At 74.0% G+C, this 17,212-nt stretch carries 13 protein-coding genes; 7 read left to right on the forward strand and 6 right to left on the reverse strand.

The annotated features are described in order from the left end of the window. Nucleotides 1-5: 5 nt before the first annotated feature. The gene (locus tag GA0070604_RS06730) at nt 6-593 is read right to left on the reverse strand and encodes a PadR family transcriptional regulator (RefSeq protein ID WP_091115884.1); all 588 of its coding nucleotides are present in this window, start codon (nt 591-593) and stop codon (nt 6-8) included. A 121-nt stretch (nt 594-714) separates the two neighbouring features. Between GA0070604_RS06730 and GA0070604_RS06735 the strand changes: the two genes are divergently transcribed. The 6 genes from GA0070604_RS06735 (at nt 715) to GA0070604_RS06760 (ending at nt 10,292) form a co-directional block, all read left to right on the forward strand. Next, complete coding sequence (locus tag GA0070604_RS06735) at nt 715-1,938, forward strand: MFS transporter (RefSeq protein WP_091126943.1); 1,224 nt, start codon at nt 715-717, stop codon at nt 1,936-1,938. An 89-nt stretch (nt 1,939-2,027) separates the two neighbouring features. Then, nucleotides 2,028-2,867, forward strand: coding sequence for a GNAT family N-acetyltransferase (locus tag GA0070604_RS06740; RefSeq protein ID WP_091115886.1), 840 nt, complete (start codon nt 2,028-2,030; stop codon nt 2,865-2,867). A 172-nt stretch (nt 2,868-3,039) separates the two neighbouring features. Beyond that, nucleotides 3,040-3,867 carry an ATP-binding cassette domain-containing protein gene (locus tag GA0070604_RS06745; RefSeq protein ID WP_091115890.1) on the forward strand — a complete coding sequence of 276 codons (828 nt, stop codon included), beginning with the start codon at nt 3,040-3,042 and terminating at the stop codon, nt 3,865-3,867. After that, on the forward strand, nt 3,864-6,014 hold the full coding sequence (locus GA0070604_RS33865) for a YhgE/Pip family protein (RefSeq protein WP_091115893.1): 2,151 nt from the start codon (nt 3,864-3,866) through the stop codon (nt 6,012-6,014). The genes GA0070604_RS06745 and GA0070604_RS33865 overlap by 4 nt, the downstream gene beginning before the upstream one ends. A 65-nt stretch (nt 6,015-6,079) precedes the next feature. Next, a complete protein-coding gene (locus tag GA0070604_RS06755; RefSeq protein ID WP_244161774.1) occupies nt 6,080-6,673 on the forward strand; it encodes a TetR/AcrR family transcriptional regulator in 594 nt (197 codons plus the stop codon). An 88-nt stretch (nt 6,674-6,761) separates the two neighbouring features. Continuing rightward, entirely contained in the window at nt 6,762-10,292 is a 3,531-nt protein-coding gene (locus GA0070604_RS06760) for an ATP-binding cassette domain-containing protein (protein WP_091115897.1), read from the forward strand. A 34-nt stretch (nt 10,293-10,326) separates the two neighbouring features. Here GA0070604_RS06760 and GA0070604_RS06765 read toward each other — a convergent pair whose 3' ends face one another. The 4 genes from GA0070604_RS06765 to GA0070604_RS06780 form a co-directional block, all read right to left on the reverse strand. Then, entirely contained in the window at nt 10,327-11,394 is a 1,068-nt protein-coding gene (locus tag GA0070604_RS06765) for an NADH:flavin oxidoreductase/NADH oxidase (protein WP_091115901.1), read from the reverse strand. 62 nt (nt 11,395-11,456) lie between these two features. Beyond that, the gene (locus tag GA0070604_RS06770; RefSeq protein ID WP_208602230.1) at nt 11,457-12,749 is read right to left on the reverse strand and encodes a dicarboxylate/amino acid:cation symporter; all 1,293 of its coding nucleotides are present in this window, start codon (nt 12,747-12,749) and stop codon (nt 11,457-11,459) included. Between the two features lie 235 nt (nt 12,750-12,984). Further along, the gene (locus GA0070604_RS06775) at nt 12,985-13,605 is read right to left on the reverse strand and encodes a DUF998 domain-containing protein (protein WP_091115907.1); all 621 of its coding nucleotides are present in this window, start codon (nt 13,603-13,605) and stop codon (nt 12,985-12,987) included. Continuing rightward, nucleotides 13,598-14,563 carry a glutathione S-transferase family protein gene (locus GA0070604_RS06780; RefSeq protein ID WP_091115911.1) on the reverse strand — a complete coding sequence of 322 codons (966 nt, stop codon included), beginning with the start codon at nt 14,561-14,563 and terminating at the stop codon, nt 13,598-13,600. The genes GA0070604_RS06775 and GA0070604_RS06780 overlap by 8 nt, the downstream gene beginning before the upstream one ends. A 103-nt stretch (nt 14,564-14,666) precedes the next feature. On the opposite strand from GA0070604_RS06780, the gene pcaF reads away from it, so the two are divergent. Next, nucleotides 14,667-15,866, forward strand: a complete 1,200-nt coding sequence (gene pcaF / locus GA0070604_RS06785) for a 3-oxoadipyl-CoA thiolase (protein WP_091115915.1) — start codon at nt 14,667-14,669, stop codon at nt 15,864-15,866. A 55-nt stretch (nt 15,867-15,921) separates the two neighbouring features. On the opposite strand, the gene GA0070604_RS06790 is transcribed toward pcaF, so the two are convergent. Next, nucleotides 15,922-17,175: a serine hydrolase domain-containing protein gene (locus tag GA0070604_RS06790; RefSeq protein WP_091115918.1), complete on the reverse strand. Its 1,254-nt coding sequence runs from the start codon at nt 17,173-17,175 to the stop codon at nt 15,922-15,924. Between the last annotated feature and the right edge of the window lie 37 nt (nt 17,176-17,212).

Consider the following 17,212-nt stretch of genomic DNA (forward strand, 5'->3'; position numbering starts at 1 on the left):
AGTGTTCACTCGGATTCGGCGAGGATGGCGTACAGCTTGCGGCGGGTCTCGTCGAGCACCTGGGCGGCGCGTTCCCGCTGGTCGTCGGTGCCGGTCATCATCACCTGGCGCAGCGCATGCATCGCCTGCGCACCCGCGTCGCGGATGTCGTGCCAGCTGTTCACGGTCGTTTCGGCGAACTCCGCCCACGGTGGGTTCTGCGCCGCCGCGGCCGCCTCGTCGCGCCCCTGCTCGGTGAGGGCGAACCGCTTCCGTCCGCCGTCGGAGTCCGCGGCGGCGGCGATGACGCCCTCGTCCTCCAGCAGTTGCAGGGTCGGGTAGACCGATCCGGGGCTGGGCCGCCAGGCCCCGCCGGTCCGGGAATCGATCTCCTGGATCATCTCGTAGCCGTGCATCGGCCGCTCGGTGAGCAGGGCCAGCACCGCGCCGCGCACGTTGGGCCGGCGGCCGCGCCCGCGCCCCCGCCCGCCCCGGCCGTGCCCGTGCGGGCCGGGCGGGAACGGCGGGCCGGGCGGGACGGGCGGAAAGCCGAAGCCGCGCATCCGCCGCTCGTGCATCTCGTGCATCTCATGCAGTCGTCGATGGAAACCCATCGGTCCTCCTTCGTTGTCCTATCGCTGATACCTCGACGATATATCGGAAATGCATCGGCGACAAGACGGGCGAGCAGAGGGGAGATGCAAACCGTACGTACGTCTTGCTATGGTGTTCGGCGTGCGCCTGCTTCCCGAACCGGGTCCGGCCCGGATTCTCGCCATCTCGACGCTGATCAACACCGTCGGCCGGGGCACCTGGCTGACCGTCAGCGCGCTCTTCCTGACCCGGTCGGTGGGGCTGACCGTGACCCAGGTCGGCGTCGGACTCACCGTCACCGCCCTGGTCAGCCTCGTGGCCAGCACCCCGATGGGCTATCTCGCCGACCGGTACGGCCCGCGCGGGATGCAACTCGCCGCGCTGCTCGCCTCGGCCGTGCTCACCGCCGCCCTGGTGGCTGTCCGGTCCTTCCCGTCGTTCCTCGCGGTTGGCGTGCTGATGGCGGTCGCCGACGCGGTCAGCCGGGGCGCCCGGGGCGCCCTGATCGCCGGGGCGGTGCCGCCCGACCAGCGGGTACGGACCCGGGCCTGGCTGCGTGCGGTCACCAACGTGGGGATCTCCGTCGGGGCGGTGGCCGCCGGTGTCGGTATCGCGGCGGACACCCGTACGGCGTACGTGGCGCTGATCCTGCTCGACGCGGTCAGCTACCTGGGCGCCGCCGCGATCCTGCTCCGGCTGCCCACGGTGCCGCCGGTGCCCGCGCCGGCACACGGCCCACGCCTGATCGCGCTGCGGGACCGCCCGTTCCTCGCCTTCACCGTGCTGGACGGGCTGATGTCCATGCACTTCGGCCTGATCAACATCGCCCTGCCGCTCTGGATCGCCGAACACACCGCCGCGCCGCGCTGGCTGGTCTCGGGGTGCATGCTGGTCAACACGGTGATGGTCGTGCTCTTCCAGGTCCGCGCCTCGCGGGGCACCGAGGAACTGACCGGGGCCGGCCGGGCCGCCCGCCGGGCCGGCGCGGTGATCGCGGTCGCCTGCCTGCTCTTCGCGGCCAGCGGCGGGGTGTCCGCCCCGGTCGCCGTCGCGCTGCTGCTCGCCGGCTCGCTGGTGCACGTGGTGGGGGAGCTGTGGCACGCCGCGGCCGGCTGGGGCGTGTCGTTCGGGCTCGCGCCCGCGCACGCCCAGGGGCAGTACCAGGGCGCGTACGGGATGGGCATGCAACTCGGGTCGATGGTGGCGCCGGTGGTGGTGACCACCCTGGCGGTCGGCTGGGGCGCGCCAGGCTGGTTGCTGCTCGGTGTCCTGTTTCTCCTGCTCGGAGCGCTGGTGCCGCCGGTGGTGGCCTGGGCGGGGCGGACCCGGCCGGCAGAGGTGGGCGCCCCGGTTCCGGTCGGCTGAGTCGCCGCTCGGTGGCCGGTCCTGCGGTCCCCGTCGGGGTCCGCAGGTCGGCCCGCGCGCCGTGGGTCACATCTGGCAGGCTGGTACCCGTGCTCACCGTGCCCGTACGCCAACTGGGGGAGTCGGAGCGTCGTGCGGTCGAACGGCTGCTCGACCTCGACCCGTTCGGCGGTGCGCAGGTCGCGGAGCGGGTCGCCGCCCGGGGGCTGGCCTGGTGGCGGGCCGAGGGGCGGATCCTGGGCTACGGTGCCCGGCGCAACCTGGAGTCGATCTGCTGGCTGGGCGGCAACCTGACCCCGGTGCTCGCCACCGAGCCGGCGGTGGCCGCCTTCGCCGACCTGTTGAGCACCGAGGAGCGGCTCTGCTCTTCGATCGTGGGGCGGGCCGACGCGGTGCTCGGGCTCTGGGACCGCCTCTCCGCGTACTGGGGGCCGGCCCGGGACGTACGCCCCAACCAGCCGCTGCTGGCCACGGACGCGCTGCCCACCGTGGCGGCCGACCCGGAGGTGCGCCGGGTGCGCGCCGGCGAGGTCGACCGGCTCTTCCCGGCCGCGGTGGCGATGTACACCGAGGAGGTCGGGGTCTCGCCGCTGGCCGAGGACGGCGGGCGCGGCTACCGGCGGCGGGTGGCCGACCTGGTCCGCGCCGGCCGCGCCTACGCCCGGTTCGTGGACGGCAAGGTGATCTTCAAGGCCGAGTTGGCCGTGGTGACCCGCCGGACGGCCCAGGTGCAGGGGGTCTGGGTGGCGCCGGAGTGGCGGGGACGGGGGATCGCCACCGCGGCGATGGCGGCGGTGGTACGCGACGCCCTGGTCCAGGTCGCCCCCACGGTCAGCCTCTACGTCAACGACTTCAACCTGCCCGCCCGGCGGGTCTACGAGCGCTGCGGGTTCCGCCCGGTCGGCACCCTCGCCACCGTGCTCTTCTGAGGGTTGTAAGGAAGGGACCCCTGTTAACGCCTGCGGTATAGCAGGGGCCCCCTGCTAACTCCGCCCGGCATGGCCGGGATCACGCCGCGATGAATTGCGTCGAACCGGACGGGGAGGGTTATGCTACCCGAGTTTTTGTACTGACTAGTCAGTCTAGATATCGGGACGGGTGATGAAGATCGTCGAGGCCAGCGGGCTGGGGCTGCGTACCCGCCGCGGCTGGGTCTACCGGGACGTCGACCTCACCGCCGAGGCGGGGGCACTGCACGCGGTCACCGGCCCGCCCGGCAGCGGGCGGTCCTCGCTGCTGCTCACCCTGGCCGGGCGCTTCCCGCACACCGACGGGGAACTGCGCCGCCGGGGGAGCGCCGCGCTCGGGCAGGTCGCCGGGGTGCACGAGCCCGACCCGACGCTGACCGTGGCCGAGCACATCCAGGAACGGCTGCTGCTGCTCGGGCCGGTGCCGCGCCGCCGCCGGCAACTCGTCCCGGTCGCCGCCGTACGGGCGCGGCGGGCGTACCGCCGGGACGCCTTCGCCGCCGCGCTCGCCAGCACCGGCTGCGCCGACATTCCGCTCGACCCCGATCGGTACGGCCGGGATCTGACCCCCGTCGAGCGGCAGGCGCTCGGCCTGGTGCTGGCCGGCCTGAGCGCCCCGAACCTGATCGTCGCCGACGACGTCGACGCCGGCTCCGACGCGCCCGAGCGGGCACAGATCTGGGCCGTCCTGGCCCGTCTCGCCGAGCAGGGGTACGCCGTGATCGCCAGCGCCCGCTCGGTCGAGCCGGGCGTCGACGCCGTCGTGCACCGCATCGGCGACCCGGCCCCGCCCGCTCACGCCGAGCTGACCCCGCCCGCCCGGGCTGAGTTGGCCCCGCCCGCTGCGGCGTCCGCCCCCGTCGTACCGCAGGCGGTGGCGCGGGACGCGGCCGATGCCGTTCCCGCCTGCGAGGATGCCCCGTCGGCGGCCCAGGAGCACAGCACCGAGGTGAACCGATGAGCGTCCTCCGACTCGCCCTGTTCGAGTTGCGCCGGATGACCCGGGGCCGGCTGCCCCGTGCCGCGCTCGCCGTCCTCACCGTCATCCCACTGCTCTACGGCGCCCTCTACCTCTACGCCTTCTGGGACCCGTACGGGAAACTCGACCGGATCCCGGTCGCCCTGGTCAACGCCGACCACCCCGCGAAGGCCGCCGACGGCAGCGAGGTGCACGCCGGGCGGGACCTCACCGAGAAACTGCTGGACCGGAAGGTCTTCGGCTGGACGGTGACCGACCAGGCCGACGCCACCGAGGGGCTGCGCGACGGCCGCTACCACCTGGTGTTCGCCATCCCCGCCGACTTCTCCACCACCCTGGCCGCCGGTCCCGACCCCGAGCAGCCGGCCCGCCGGGGCGAGCTGAAGCTGGTCAACGATGACGCCACCAACTATCTTTCCGGGCTGCTCGCCCGCTCCGCGTTCAGCGAGATCCGGGCCGCCGCCGCGCAGAGCACCGCCGCGTCCTACTTCGACAAGATGCTGATCGGCTTCACCGACGCCAAGGCCGAGACCGGCCGGGCCGCCGACGGCGCCGGGCAGCTCCACGACGGGCTCGGCACCTCGCAGGAGGGCGCCGGGCAGCTCACCGACGGGCTGGGCAGCGCCGAACACGGCGCCGGGCAGCTCGCGGGCGGCCTCGACCAGTCCGTGCAGGGCGCGGAGACGCTGGCCGACGGCCTCGACCAGCTCTACACCGGCGCGGCCCAGCTCGCCGACGGCGCCAACCGGGCCGCCACCGAGACCCGGGCCGCCGCAGCCCAGGTGGACGCCGCCGCCGGCCGGTACGAGCCGTTGTTGCGGCGCAACGCGGCCGACATCCAGCGGGCCGCCAACCTGGTCGCCGAGGGCGCGCAGGCGCTCGCCGACGGGCTCGACGCGCTGCCGGCGCAGGCGGACGAGGTGGTGACCCGGTCTGAGCAGGTCCGCGACCGCCTCGACGCGGTGGTGAAGGCGCACCCCGAGCTGGCCGACGAGCCGGATCTCGTCGCCGCCCGGCAGGCCGCCGACCGGGCGGTCACCGCCGCCCGGGCCATGGGGTCCACGCTGGACCGGACCGACCTGGCCGCACTGAAGAAGCAACTGACCGAGATCGCGCGTACCGCCCGCGAGGTCGCTGTCGCCGCGCCGCGCCTGGCCGACGACGTCGAGGCCGCCCGGGCCAAGGTCGACCAGCTCGCCGCCGGGCTCACCACGCTCGCCGACGGCAGCGCCAAGCTGCGCAACGGGCTCGGCGACGCCACCAAGGGCGCCGACCAGCTCCGCGGCGGGCTCTACCGGCTCGCCACCGGTGCCCGCCAGCTCGACGGCGGGCTGGCCCAGCTCAGCTCCGGCGGCGCCCGGCTCGTCGACGGCCTGACCAAGCTGGAGAGCGGTGCCGGCGAGCTGGCCGACGGACTCGCCGCCGGGGAACGGAAGCTGCCCGGCTACCACGACGCGGAGAGCCGCTCCGGGGTCCTCGGCGACCCGGTCGACCTGATCCGCACCGCGCACCACCCGGCCGGCTCGTACGGGGTGGGCTTCGCCCCGTACTTCCTGGCCCTCGCGCTCTGGGTGGGCGCGATGATCACGTACATGCTGCTGCGGCCGGTCAACCGGCGGCACGTGATGTCCGGGGCGCCCGGCTGGCGGGTCGTGCTCGCCGGCTGGCTGCCCGCCGCGGCGATCGGCCTGGCCCAGGCCGGGGTGCTGTTCACCGTGGTCACCCTGGTGCTCGGCCTCGACCCGCGGCACGGGCCGGCGACGCTGGGCCTGCTCGCGCTCACCTCGCTGGCGTTCACCGCGATCATGCAACTGCTCGGCGTGGCGCTCGGCCCGGCCGGTCGGCTCGCCGCGCTCGCCCTGCTGATGCTCCAGCTCACCTCCTCCGGCGGCACCTACCCGGTGCAGACCTCGCCCGGCTTCTTCCAGGCGATCCACCCCTGGCTGCCGATGACGTACGTGGTGGCCGGCCTGCGGCACACCATCAACGGCGGCCCGGCCGGGCCGGTGGTCACCGGCGCGCTGGTGCTGGTCGCGTTCGGGGCGGGCGCGCTGCTGCTCAGCATCGGCGCGGCGCGCCGGTCCCGCCGGCTCACCCCGGCCAAGCTGCACCCCGAACTGGCCATGTGAGGATGTTCATGGGCGTGTCGGGCCGCCCCGGCGGCCGGTACCCGACGGGTCGACGGGGAGGGCGAGTGACAGACGGACGAACACGCCGGCGGGAGGACACCCGCCAGCGGCTCTTCGTGGCAGCGGTCGAGCTGATCGCCGAGCGGGGCTTCTCCGCCACCACCGTCGACGACATCGCCGCCCGGGCCGGGGTGGCGAAGGGGACCGTCTACTACAACTTCGAGTCCAAGACGGTCCTCTTCGAGGAACTGCTGCGGCACGGCATCGGCCTGCTCACCGCCGACTTCCGGGCCGCGGTCGCCGGGCTGCCGCCCCGCGCGGCGCTCGCCGCGCTGGTCCGCGCCGAGCTGGAGTACATCTGCCGCTACCGGGCCTTCGCCCAGCTCCTGCTCTCCGAGATGTGGCGGACCAACCGGGAGTGGCAGCAGACCCTACGGCTGCTGCGCGGCGAGGCGATCGAGGTGATCGCGGAGACCGTCCGGGCCGGCGTGGCCAGCGGCGACCTCCCCGCCGACCTGGACGTGCGTACGGCCAGCTCGGCGCTGTTCGGTGTGGGCCTGGTGGTGGCCGTGGACTGGCTGGTCTTCCAGCCCGACCGGCCGATCGAGGACGTGCAGGAGGCCCTGCTCGGCATCGTCCGCCGGGTCGCCCAGGCGTGAACCGCGCGTAAATGGTTTGAGCCGTCGCGGTCGGAACGGAAGGCTGGAGGCACCGCCCCCATGCCGACCCGAGTCCGGAGGACCGTCCATGCGCCTGCTCCGCGACCTCTGGGCCACCGCACCACGTCGGATGGCGGTCGTCCTCCTGTTCATCGTGCTCGGGGCCGGCGGCCAGGCGGCCGCGTCCGCGCTGGCCGGGCCGGTGCTGGTGCACCGTTCGGGCGGCTGGTTCACCGCCCTGGCCGTGGCGCTGGTCGCGGTCGTGGTCAGCGACCTGCTCATCGGGCTGCTGATGGCCGGCCTCACCGCCGACTGGTCCGCCGACGTACGCCGCCGGCTGTGTCGGGTGGCGCTCGGGCAGGACCTGCCCACCCTGGAGACCACGCCGGTCGGCGAGTTGCTCGACCGGATCGACAACGACGTCTACCAGGTCGCCGCCGAGATGCGGAACACCGGCGTACGCCTGGTCCAGGGGCTCGCCGTCTGCCTGCTCGCCACGGTCAGCGCCCTGTTCGTCTGGTGGCCGGCCGGGGTCGGGATGATTCTGGTGACCGCCCTGCTCGGCGTGGTCCTGCGCCGGCCCACCGCCCGGATCGCCCCGGCCCGGATGGCCGAGGAGGAGGCCTGGTCCGACCTGGCCGCCGTGATGGAGGAGGCGGTGCACGGCCAGGACGACGTGCGGACCAGCCTGGCCCGGCCGTACGTGCTGCGGCTGTACGCCCGCCGGGCCGCCGAGGTGGTCGCCCGGGGCGGGCGGGTGTTCCGGATGTCCGCCAAGGTCACCGCACTCGCCGCCGGCGGGGTCCGGCTCGGCATCGCCGCCGTGGTCCTGGCCGGGGCCTGGGCGCTCACCACCGGCCGGGTCGACGGTGCCCGGCTCACCGCGATCTGGCTGCTCGTGCTCGCCTTCGGCGCGACCGTCGAGCACATCGCCCGCTGGGTGCCGCACCTGCAACAGGCGTTCGGCGCGTGGGCGCGGGTGCAGTTGCTCGCCGACTCCCGCCAGGAACCGGCCGGCGGCGTCGCGCCGGACGACGGGGACCTGACCGTACGCGGGCTCACCTTCCGCTACCCGGCCGTCGGGGACGACCGCGGCCCGGCGCTGCGCGACCTCCGGCTCACCTTCGCCCGGGGCCGGTCGTACGCCCTGGTCGGGCGGACCGGGTCGGGCAAGTCGACCCTGGCCAAGGTGCTCACCCGGGCGGTGGACGTGCCGCGCGGCACCGTCTTCCTCGGCGACACCGACCTGGTCGACCTGGACGTCGAGGAGTTGCGCCGGTGGATCGCGGTGGTGCCGCAGCGCACCGAGATCCTCGCCGGCACCCTGGCCGAGAACGTCGCGCTCTTCGACCCCGCCCTGCTCGACGACGCCACCCGGGCGTTGGAGGAACTGGGCCTGGCCGGCTGGATCGCCGAGCTGCCCGACGGGGTGCACACCAAGCTGGGCGAGGGCGGGCAGGCGCTCTCGGCCGGGCAGGAACAGCTCGTGGCGTTCGCCCGGATCCTGGTCCGGGACCCGCACGTGGTGATCCTCGACGAGGCCACCGCCCGGCTCGACCCGGTCACCGAGAACCGGGTCCGCCAGGCCACCGAACGCCTGCTCGCCGACCGGATCGGCATCGTCATCGCGCACCGGCTCTCCTCGGTGCGCCGCTGCGACGAGGTCGTGGTGATGGCCGACGGGGCGGTGCTGGAGGCCGGCCCGCTGCGCGAGTCGGCCCACTTCGCCGAACTGCTCGCCACCAGCCAGGCCAACGCGTACGCCGGTGCCGGTGGCCGGCGCGGCGGAGTGGAGTTGCTGGACGGACCCGGCGACGCCTGGCCCGACGACCAGCCGGATGTCCCTGACGCAGCGCCCGGCGGGCCGGTGGACCCGGCCGCGCCGACCACCGTCCCGCGCCAGGCCGCGGTGCCGCGGACCGACCCGCCGCCGGTGCCCCCCGCGCCGCCCGCGCGGACCCTGCGGGAGATCCTCCGGCTGGGCACCAACGATCCACGGTACGGCCTGCTCTCCGTCGTCCTCTTCATCGTGATGACCCTGCTCGGGCTGGACGGCTCGGTGCTGCCCTGGCTCTGGGCCGAGGTGGTCGGCGGGGGCGACCCGTGGCTGCCGGCGCTCGGCATCGTCGCCGCGCTGCTGGTCGTGCTGCCGCTGCCGTACCTGACGAACCTGTGGTTCCCGCAGTGGTGGATCCGGCAGATGCTGCGGATCAGCCTGCGGCTGGTGCACGGGCAGACCGGGGCCCGACGGGTCAGCCGGCACACCCCCGCCGAGGTGGTGGCCCAGGGCGGCGACACGGAACGGGTGGTGCAGCTCGCCGACAACCTGATGGACCAGTTCATCTCGCTGACCATCATGATCACGATGACCCTGGTGACCGGCAGCTTCGTACCCGCGCTGTTCTTCCTCGGCACCATGGTGGTCTCGGGGCTGGCGGCCACGCTCTTCGCACCCCGGCTGGAACGCACCGCCCGCGGCACCGTCAAGGCCCGGGCCGCGTTCGCCACCGCGCTGGTCTCCTCGCTCTCCGCCGCCCGTACGGTGAAGCTCGCCGGCGCCACCCGGCCGGTGCTGGACCATCTCGCGGCGCTGGACACCGTCCGCAGCGACCGGCAGCGGCGGGAGATCGCCATGCAGGTGTGGGCGCGGTCCACCCCGTCGATGGCCAGCGGGCTGCTGCCGATCGGGGCGTGGGCGCTCTACCTGGCCGGCGGGCTCTCCGCCGGGGCGACCCTGGTGGCGGTCTCCACGCTCGGCGCGGCCCGCTGGTTCGCCTGGACCACGGCGGCGCTGGTCTCGCACTACCCGTCGGCGCGGGTGTGGACCCGGCGGACCGTGGCGATGACCGGGGTGGCGGCGTACTCGGCGGAGGTGCCCGGGGTGGATCTTGCCGCGGGTAGCGCCCCGGCGCCCGAGCCGCCGGCCCGGCACCCGTTGCGCCGGCTGGAACTGGCCGGGTTCGGCGCGCTGCACTCCGACGGCGTGCTAGCGGCCCGCGACGTCGACCTCACCGTCGAACGGGGGCAGCTCGTGCTCGTGGTCGGCCCGGTCGGCTCCGGCAAGTCGTCGCTGCTGCGCGCTCTGGCCGGGATCGTCCACCACACCGGCACGCTGCGCTGGAACGGGGAGCCGGTCACCGAGCCGGAGCTGTTCCTCCGCCCCAACCAGGTCGGGTACGTCGGCCAGTTGCCCCGGGTGCTCTCCGGCACGGTGGCCGACAACATCGCGCTCGGGCACCAGGTGGACGCCGCCGGAGCGGTGTCGACCGCCCAGCTCGACCACGATCTGGCCGCCGCGGGCGGCGGGCTCGGGCTACTCATCGGGCACAAGGGCACCCGGCTCTCCGGCGGCCAGCTCCAGCGGCTGGCGCTGGCCCGGGCGCTGGCGCCGCGTACCGAACTGCTGGTCGCCGACGACGTGTCGTCCGCGCTGGACGTCACCACCGAGTTGGCGCTCTGGGCGGCGCTGCGCGAGCACGGGGTGACGGTGGTCGGGTCGACCTCCAAACGGGCCGCGCTGGTCCGGGCGGACCACGTGGTGGTGCTGGTCGACGGGGCGGTGGCGGCGCAGGGCCCGTGGCGCGACCTGGAGTCCGACTGGGGCCATCTGGCCGGCTGACCTGGCTTGAGGTGTGGCCCGGGGCCAGGGGTGGTCAGAAGGCGCGGGTGTACTGGTTGGGCCAGCCGGGGGTGGCGCCGAGCTTGGCGGCGGCACGCCGCGGCCAGTACGGGTCGCGCAGCAGTTCCCGGCCGAGCAGCACCAGGTCGGCCTCGCCGCCGGCGACGATCTGCTCGGCCTGCTCCGGCTCGACGATCAGGCCGACCGCGCCGGTCGGTACGCCCGCGTCGCGGCGGATCCGCGCGGCCAGCGGCACCTGGTAGCCGGGGCCGACCGGGATGCTCGCCCCGGCCGAGGCGCCGCCGGAGGAGGTGTCGATCAGGTCCACACCGGCGCCGGCCAGTTCACCGGCGAGCACCACGCTGTCCTCGGCGGTCCAGCCGCCGTCCACCCAGTCGGTGGCGGAGATCCGGGTGAGCACCGGCACCGCCTCGCCGACGGTGGCGCGGACGGCCCGGGCCACCTCCAGGGTGAGCCGCATCCGGCCGGTCCGGTCGCCGCCGTACGCGTCGGTGCGGTGGTTGGTCAGCGGAGAGAGGAATTCGTGCAGCAGGTAGCCGTGCGCGGCGTGGATCTCGACCACCTGGAAGCCGGCGTCGAGGGCCCGCTCGGCGGCGACGGTGAACGCCTCGACCAGTCGGGCGATTCCGGCCTCGTCGAGCGCGGTCGGCCGCCGGTAGTCGGGCAGGAACGGCTCGCTGCCGGGGCCGACCGGCGTCCAGCCGCCCTGGGCGTCCGGCACGCCGCCCCGGTGCCCGGCCCACGGCCGGTACGTCGACGCCTTGAACCCGGCGTGCGCGAGCTGCACGGCCGGCACCGCCCCCTGGGCGGCGACGAACGCGGTGATCGGCCGCCACGCGTCGACGTGCGCGCCCGACCAGAGCCCGGTGTCCTGTGGGCTGATCCGCCCCTCCGGGAGCACCGCGGTGGCCTCGGTGATGATCAGCCCGGCCCCGCCGACGGCGCGGGAGCCGAGGTGGACCCGGTGCCAGTCGGTGGGCAGGCCGCCCGGGCCGGCGCTGTACTGGCACATCGGCGCGAGCGCGACCCGGTTGGGCAGGGTGACGCCGCGCAGGGTGAGTGGGGTGAACAGGACACTCATGCGGGTGATCCTCCTCGGATACGACGAAGGAGGGCCCGGGGGCCCTCCTTCGTGCGGCGTGCTCAGGCGGGGGCGGGGGCGAGCCGCTCCGTTGGACGGTCGGTCCCGTCCGCGTCCACCAGGTCGCGGCTGCCGGCCGAGTCGTACGCGGACCGGTCGAGGGTGCCCTCGCGGGCGGCGACGATGGTCGGCACGAGCGCCTGGCCGGCCACGTTGGTCGCGGTGCGGATCATGTCGAGGATCGGGTCGATGGCCAGCAGCAGGCCGGCGCCGGCCAGCGGCAGGCCCAGCGTGCTCAGGGTCAGGGTGAGCATCACGATCGCGCCGGTCAGGCCGGCGGTGGCCGCCGAGCCGACCACGGAGACGAAGGCGATCAGCAGGTAGTCGGTGACGCCCAGGTGCACCCCGAAGACCTGTGCCACGAAGATCGCGGCCAGGGCCGGGTAGATCGCGGCGCAGCCGTCCATCTTCGTGGTGGCGCCGAACGGCACGGCGAAGGAGGCGTACTCGCGGGGCACGCCGAGCCGCTCGACCGAACGCTGGGTCACCGGCATGGTGCCCACCGAGGAACGGGAGACGAAGGCCAGCTCGATGGCGGGCCAGGCGCCGGCGAAGAAGCGCAGCGGGTTGAGCCGGCCGGCGGCCACCAGCAGCAGCGGGTAGACCACGAAGAGCACGATCGCGCAGCCGACGTAGACGGCGGTGGTGAACTTGGCGAGCGGGGCCAGCAGGTCCCAGCCGTACGAGGCGACGGCGTTGCCGATCAGGCCGAGCGTGCCGATCGGGGCGAGCCGGATCACCCACCAGAGCGCCTTCTGCACGATGGCCAGCAGCGAGCGGTTGAGCGCCACGAACGGTTCGGCGGCCTCGCCGACCAGCATGGCGGCGGCACCCACCACCAGGGCGAGGAAGACGATCTGGAGGACGTTGCCCTCCACGAACGCGCCGACCGGGTTGGTCGGGACGATGCCGGTGAGGAAGTCGGTCCAGGAGCCGGACTTCTTCGGCGCGGTGGCGCCGGCCAGGTCGAGGGTGACGCCCTTGCCGGGGTCGGTGACCAGGCCGAGACCGATGCCGATGCCCACCGCGATCAGCGCGGTGATGCCGAACCAGAGCAGCGTCTTGAGCGCGAGCCGGGCGGCGTTGGCCACGCCGCGCAGGCTGACGACGCTGACCACGATGGCGGTGAAGACGAGCGGCGGCACGGCCAGCTTGAGGAGCTGGACGAAGAGGTGGCCGACGGTGTCGAGGGTGCTGGTCAGCCAGGCGATGTCGTTGGCGCGGGCGAGGAAGCCGAGCGCCACGCCGAGCACGAGGCCGAGCAGGATCTGCAGGGAGAAGGGGAATTTGCGCAGGGCGGCAGCCATGGGACGTCCAAGGTCTGGTGGAGGTGAACGGGGCAGCGTCAGAAGAGCGGCTGCGCCGGACAGATGCCGCTGGCCTGCAGTCGAAGGTCGACGTACAGGCGCACGGTGAGGTTCCAGACGTTGGTCATTGCCCGGCGAGGTTACCCCGGCCGGCGTGCGGGTGGAAGGAGCGGCGACCGTGACGATCCTTACAGGGCCGGTTCATCGCACGGTGATCCGATCGTCACGATCGGCGGGCCAACCCGAGGGCGGTCGCGGTGGCCAGGCCCCAACCGGCGACGACCAGCAGTAACAACCGCTCCAGCACCCCCACCACGCTGCCGCGCCCCACGGTCAGCATGGCCAGGGCGATCGCCGCGGACAGCGGCACGGCCAGCGCCGCGCCGCCCCGGGCGATCCGGCGCAGCGGCCGGCCCGCCGCCGGGGCGAAGGCCAGGGCCAGCATCGCGAAGACCGCCGCGGCGGTGGCCGCCACGCTCGACCCGCCGTGCACCAGGTCGGCCACCGTGGCCGCCTCGAACGGCGGCAGCGGGCAGCCGGCGCTGCACGTCACCGCGCCGGAGAGCGCCGTGCAGCCACCGCCGACGGCGAGCAGCGCCGCCGCCGGCTCCAGCGCCGGAGGCAGCGCCACCGCGAGCAGCAGCAGCGCCGCCGCCAGCGCGAACACCCCGATCCGGTACGTCCCGGCGTACCCGCTGGCGGTGATGCCGGCCTCGCTGACGTACCCGGTCAGACCCGGACCTGGACCGGCGACCACGGCGACCGTCACCGCGACCGTGCCGGCCACCACGCAGCCGGCGGCGGCCGACGCGGCGACGGCCCGGGCGACGCCCGGCTCAGCCACGCCCGTGCGGCGTGGTCCAGCCGTGCAGGTCCGGACCGAGCGGCACGATCCGGGTCGGGTTGATCATCTCGTGGGTGGCGTAGTAGTGCCGCTTGATGTGGTCGAAGTCCACCGTCTCGCCGAAGCCGGGAGTCTGGAACAGGTCCCGGGCGTACGCCCAGAGCACCGGCATCTCGGTGAGCTTCTGCCGGTTGCACTTGAAGTGCCCGTGGTACGCCACGTCGAAGCGGACCAGCGTGGTGAACAGCCGCACATCCGCCTCGGTGATCTGGTCGCCCATCAGGTAGCGCCGCCCGGACAGGCGCTCCGACAGCGCGTCCAGCCGGGCGAAGAGCGTCGTGTACGCCTCGTCGTACGCCTGCTGCGAGGTGGCGAAGCCGCACCGGTAGACCCCGTTGTTGACGTCCCGGTGGACCTCCGCCATCAGCGCGTCCATCTCCGGACGCAGCTCGACCGGGTAGAGGTCCGGCGCACCCGGCTTGTGGAACCGCCGCCACTCGGTGATCAGATCCAGGGTGAGCTGCGGATAGTCGTTGGTCACCACCCGCCCCGTCCGGGTGTCGACCAGCGCCGGCACGGTCACCCGCCCCTGGTAGTCCGGGTCGGTCGCCAGATACGCCTCGGAGAGGAAACTGATCCCCAGCACCGGGTCGAAGCCGTCCTGGTCGAGGGTGAACCGCCAGCCGCGCTCGTCCCGGATCGGGTCGACGGTGCCCAGCGAGATCACGTCCTCCAGGCCGAGCAGGCTGCGCACGATCCGGGCCCGGTGCGCCCACGGGCAGGCCCGGCACCAGATCAACCGGTACCGGCCGGCCTCCAGCGGCCAGCGGTCCTGCTCGTCGGGGCCGCCGCCCTCGGGCGAGGTGGAGTGCGGGGTGACCCGACCGGTGAACCGGTTGGGCTGGCGGACGAACGCGCCGCCGCCGGAGGTCTCTGCGCCGAACTGAGCCCGAGCCATGCCGTCAACCTATCCGTTCCGGGCGTGGATATCCTGGCGCCGGGCGTCCCCGTGACCCGGCGGGCGCCGCCAGCCCCTTCCCACCCCCGGAGGACGCGCGCCGATGACCGTGGCATATCTCGTGGCCGGAGTCCGTACCCCGATCGGCCGCTACGCCGGCGCCCTCGCCGGGGTACGCCCCGACGACCTGGCCGCGCATGTGATCCGTGAGCTGGTCGCCCGCCACCCGAAGGTGGACTGGGCCCGCACCGACGACGTGATCCTCGGCTGCGCCAACCAGGCCGGCGAGGACAACCGCAACGTGGCCCGGATGGCGGCGCTGCTCGCCGGGCTGCCCGAGGAGGTGCCGGGCAGCACGGTCAACCGGCTCTGCGGCTCCGGCCTGGACGCCCTCGCCATGGCCGCCCGGTCGATCGTGGCCGGTGAGGCCGACCTGGTGGTGGCCGGCGGGGTGGAGAGCATGAGCCGGGCCCCCCTCGTCATGCCGAAGGCGACCACCGCGTTCTCCCGTACGGCCGAGGTCTACGACACCACCATCGGCTGGCGGCTGGTCAACCCGCTGATGAAGCGGGGCTGGGGCATCGACTCGATGCCGGAGACGGCGGAGAACGTGGCCGCCGAGTTCGGCATCGACCGGGCCGCGCAGGACGAGTTCGCGTACCGCTCCCAGCAGCGCGCCGCGAAGGCACAGGCCGACGGCCGGCTGGCCGAGGAGATCGTGCCGGTGACCGTGCCGGCCGGTAAGCGGGAGACGAAGCTGGTCGAGGTCGACGAGCACCCCCGGGAGACCACGCTTGCGAAGCTCGCCGCGCTGCCCACCCCGTTCCGCGACGGCGGCACGGTGACCGCCGGCAACTCCTCCGGCGTCAACGACGGCGCGGTGGCACTGCTGGTCGCCTCCGAGGCGGCCGTCGCCCGGTACGACCTCACCCCGCTCGCCCGGGTGACCGGCGCGGCGGCGGCCGGCGTGCCGCCCCGGATCATGGGGATCGGCCCGGTGCCGGCCACCCGCAAGCTGCTCGACCGGCACGGCCTCGGCCTGGCCGACGTCGACGTGATCGAGCTGAACGAGGCGTTCGCCGCCCAGTCCGTGGCGGTGCTGCGCGAGCTGGGGCTGCCCGAGGACGCCGAGCACGTGAACCCGAACGGCGGCGCGATCGCGCTCGGCCACCCGCTCGGCGCCAGCGGCGCCCGGCTGGCGCTCACCGCCGCGTTGGAGCTGCGCCGTCGGGGCGGCCGGCGGGCCCTGGCGACGATGTGCATCGGCGTCGGCCAGGGCATCTCCCTGCTGCTGGAGGCGTAAGGAGGGGCCCCCTGTTAACGCCTGCGGTATAGCAGGGTTCCCTTCTCACAACTGGCTACTGGGTGAGGATGCGCTGGATGGTGGCGTCGATGGGCATCGTGTCCTCGGGGTCGTAGTTGCTGAGCTTCACCGCGATCCAGCGCGTGTGCGGGTACCACTCGATGTTGGCCGAGATGCCGGCGTTGCCGCCGTTGTGCCCGGCCGCCCACTTGCCGTTGACGAGATTCTGGAACAGGCCGTACGCCTGGTAGATGGACTTCGCCGGCAGCGGGGGCTTGCCCGGCTCCCCGGGCTTCGCCGGCAACGTGGCTACCGGGTACTTCGGGCTGAGCACCAGCTCGGTGTAGACGGGGTTGAGCAGTGCGCCGTCGAGCAGCGCCCGGGCGAAGCGGACCAGGTCCGGCGCGGAGGCGAAGGCGTCGCCGTCGGGACGCCCGATGAACAACGGCCGCTGGTCCACGATGTCGACGCGCTGGCCGGAAGGCTGCCTGGTGTAGGGGTGGGCGATGCGCCGGTCGGCCTGCCACTGCGGCTTGGTGTAGAAGTCCGAGCTGGTCATGCCGGCCGGACCGAAGACGTGCTGCCGGATGTAGTCGTAGTACGACTGTCCCGAGACCTGCGCCACGACTGCTCCGAGGGTGGCGAAGCCGGAGTTGCTGTACTCATGACTGGTTCCGGGCGTGAAGCGCAGCGGCGCGTCGCGGATGAAGCCCAGCGTTCCCTCCATGACCTGCTCGGCGCTATTCCACTTGGCCGCCTCGGTGAAGTAGCCGTCGATGCCGAAGTAGTCGCCCATGCCGGAGGTGTGGGTGAGTAGCTGGTGGATGGTCACGTTGTCGGCGACGGCGGAGGGAAAGCCGTCCACATAGGCGCCCAGCTTCCGGTCGAACGCGACCTTGCCCTGCTGGACGAGCTGTGCCACCGCCACGGCCGTGAACATCTTGGTCACCGACCCGAGGCAGAAGATGGTGTTGTCGGTGTTCGGGACGGACTTCGCCTGGTCGGCCATGCCGTAGGAGCGGGTCACCACCCGGCGCTGGCCGTCGACGATCAGCACGGTGCCGGAGAAGGTGTCCTGGGCCGCCATCTGCGCCAGGAGCTGGTCGAGTTGGCCGCCGGGCCGCAGCTCGGCCGGCACCGGCGAGGCGCCGGAACCGGAGCCGGCGGCTGCCGCGGCGGCGGTGTCGGCGGAGCCGGACAGCGCCCACGCGCCGCCGACGGCTATCGGGGCCGCGCCCAGCAGCCCGAGTAGCGAGCGCCGGCCCACCGGCCGGCTGGTCAGGGATCGCACTGGTTCCTGTCGCGTCATGCGCCCACTCTGCGGCCGGCCTGCCGCTACCCGCGTC

This window comes from Micromonospora eburnea (genome assembly GCF_900090225.1).
GTDB lineage: Bacteria > Actinomycetota > Actinomycetes > Mycobacteriales > Micromonosporaceae > Micromonospora > Micromonospora eburnea.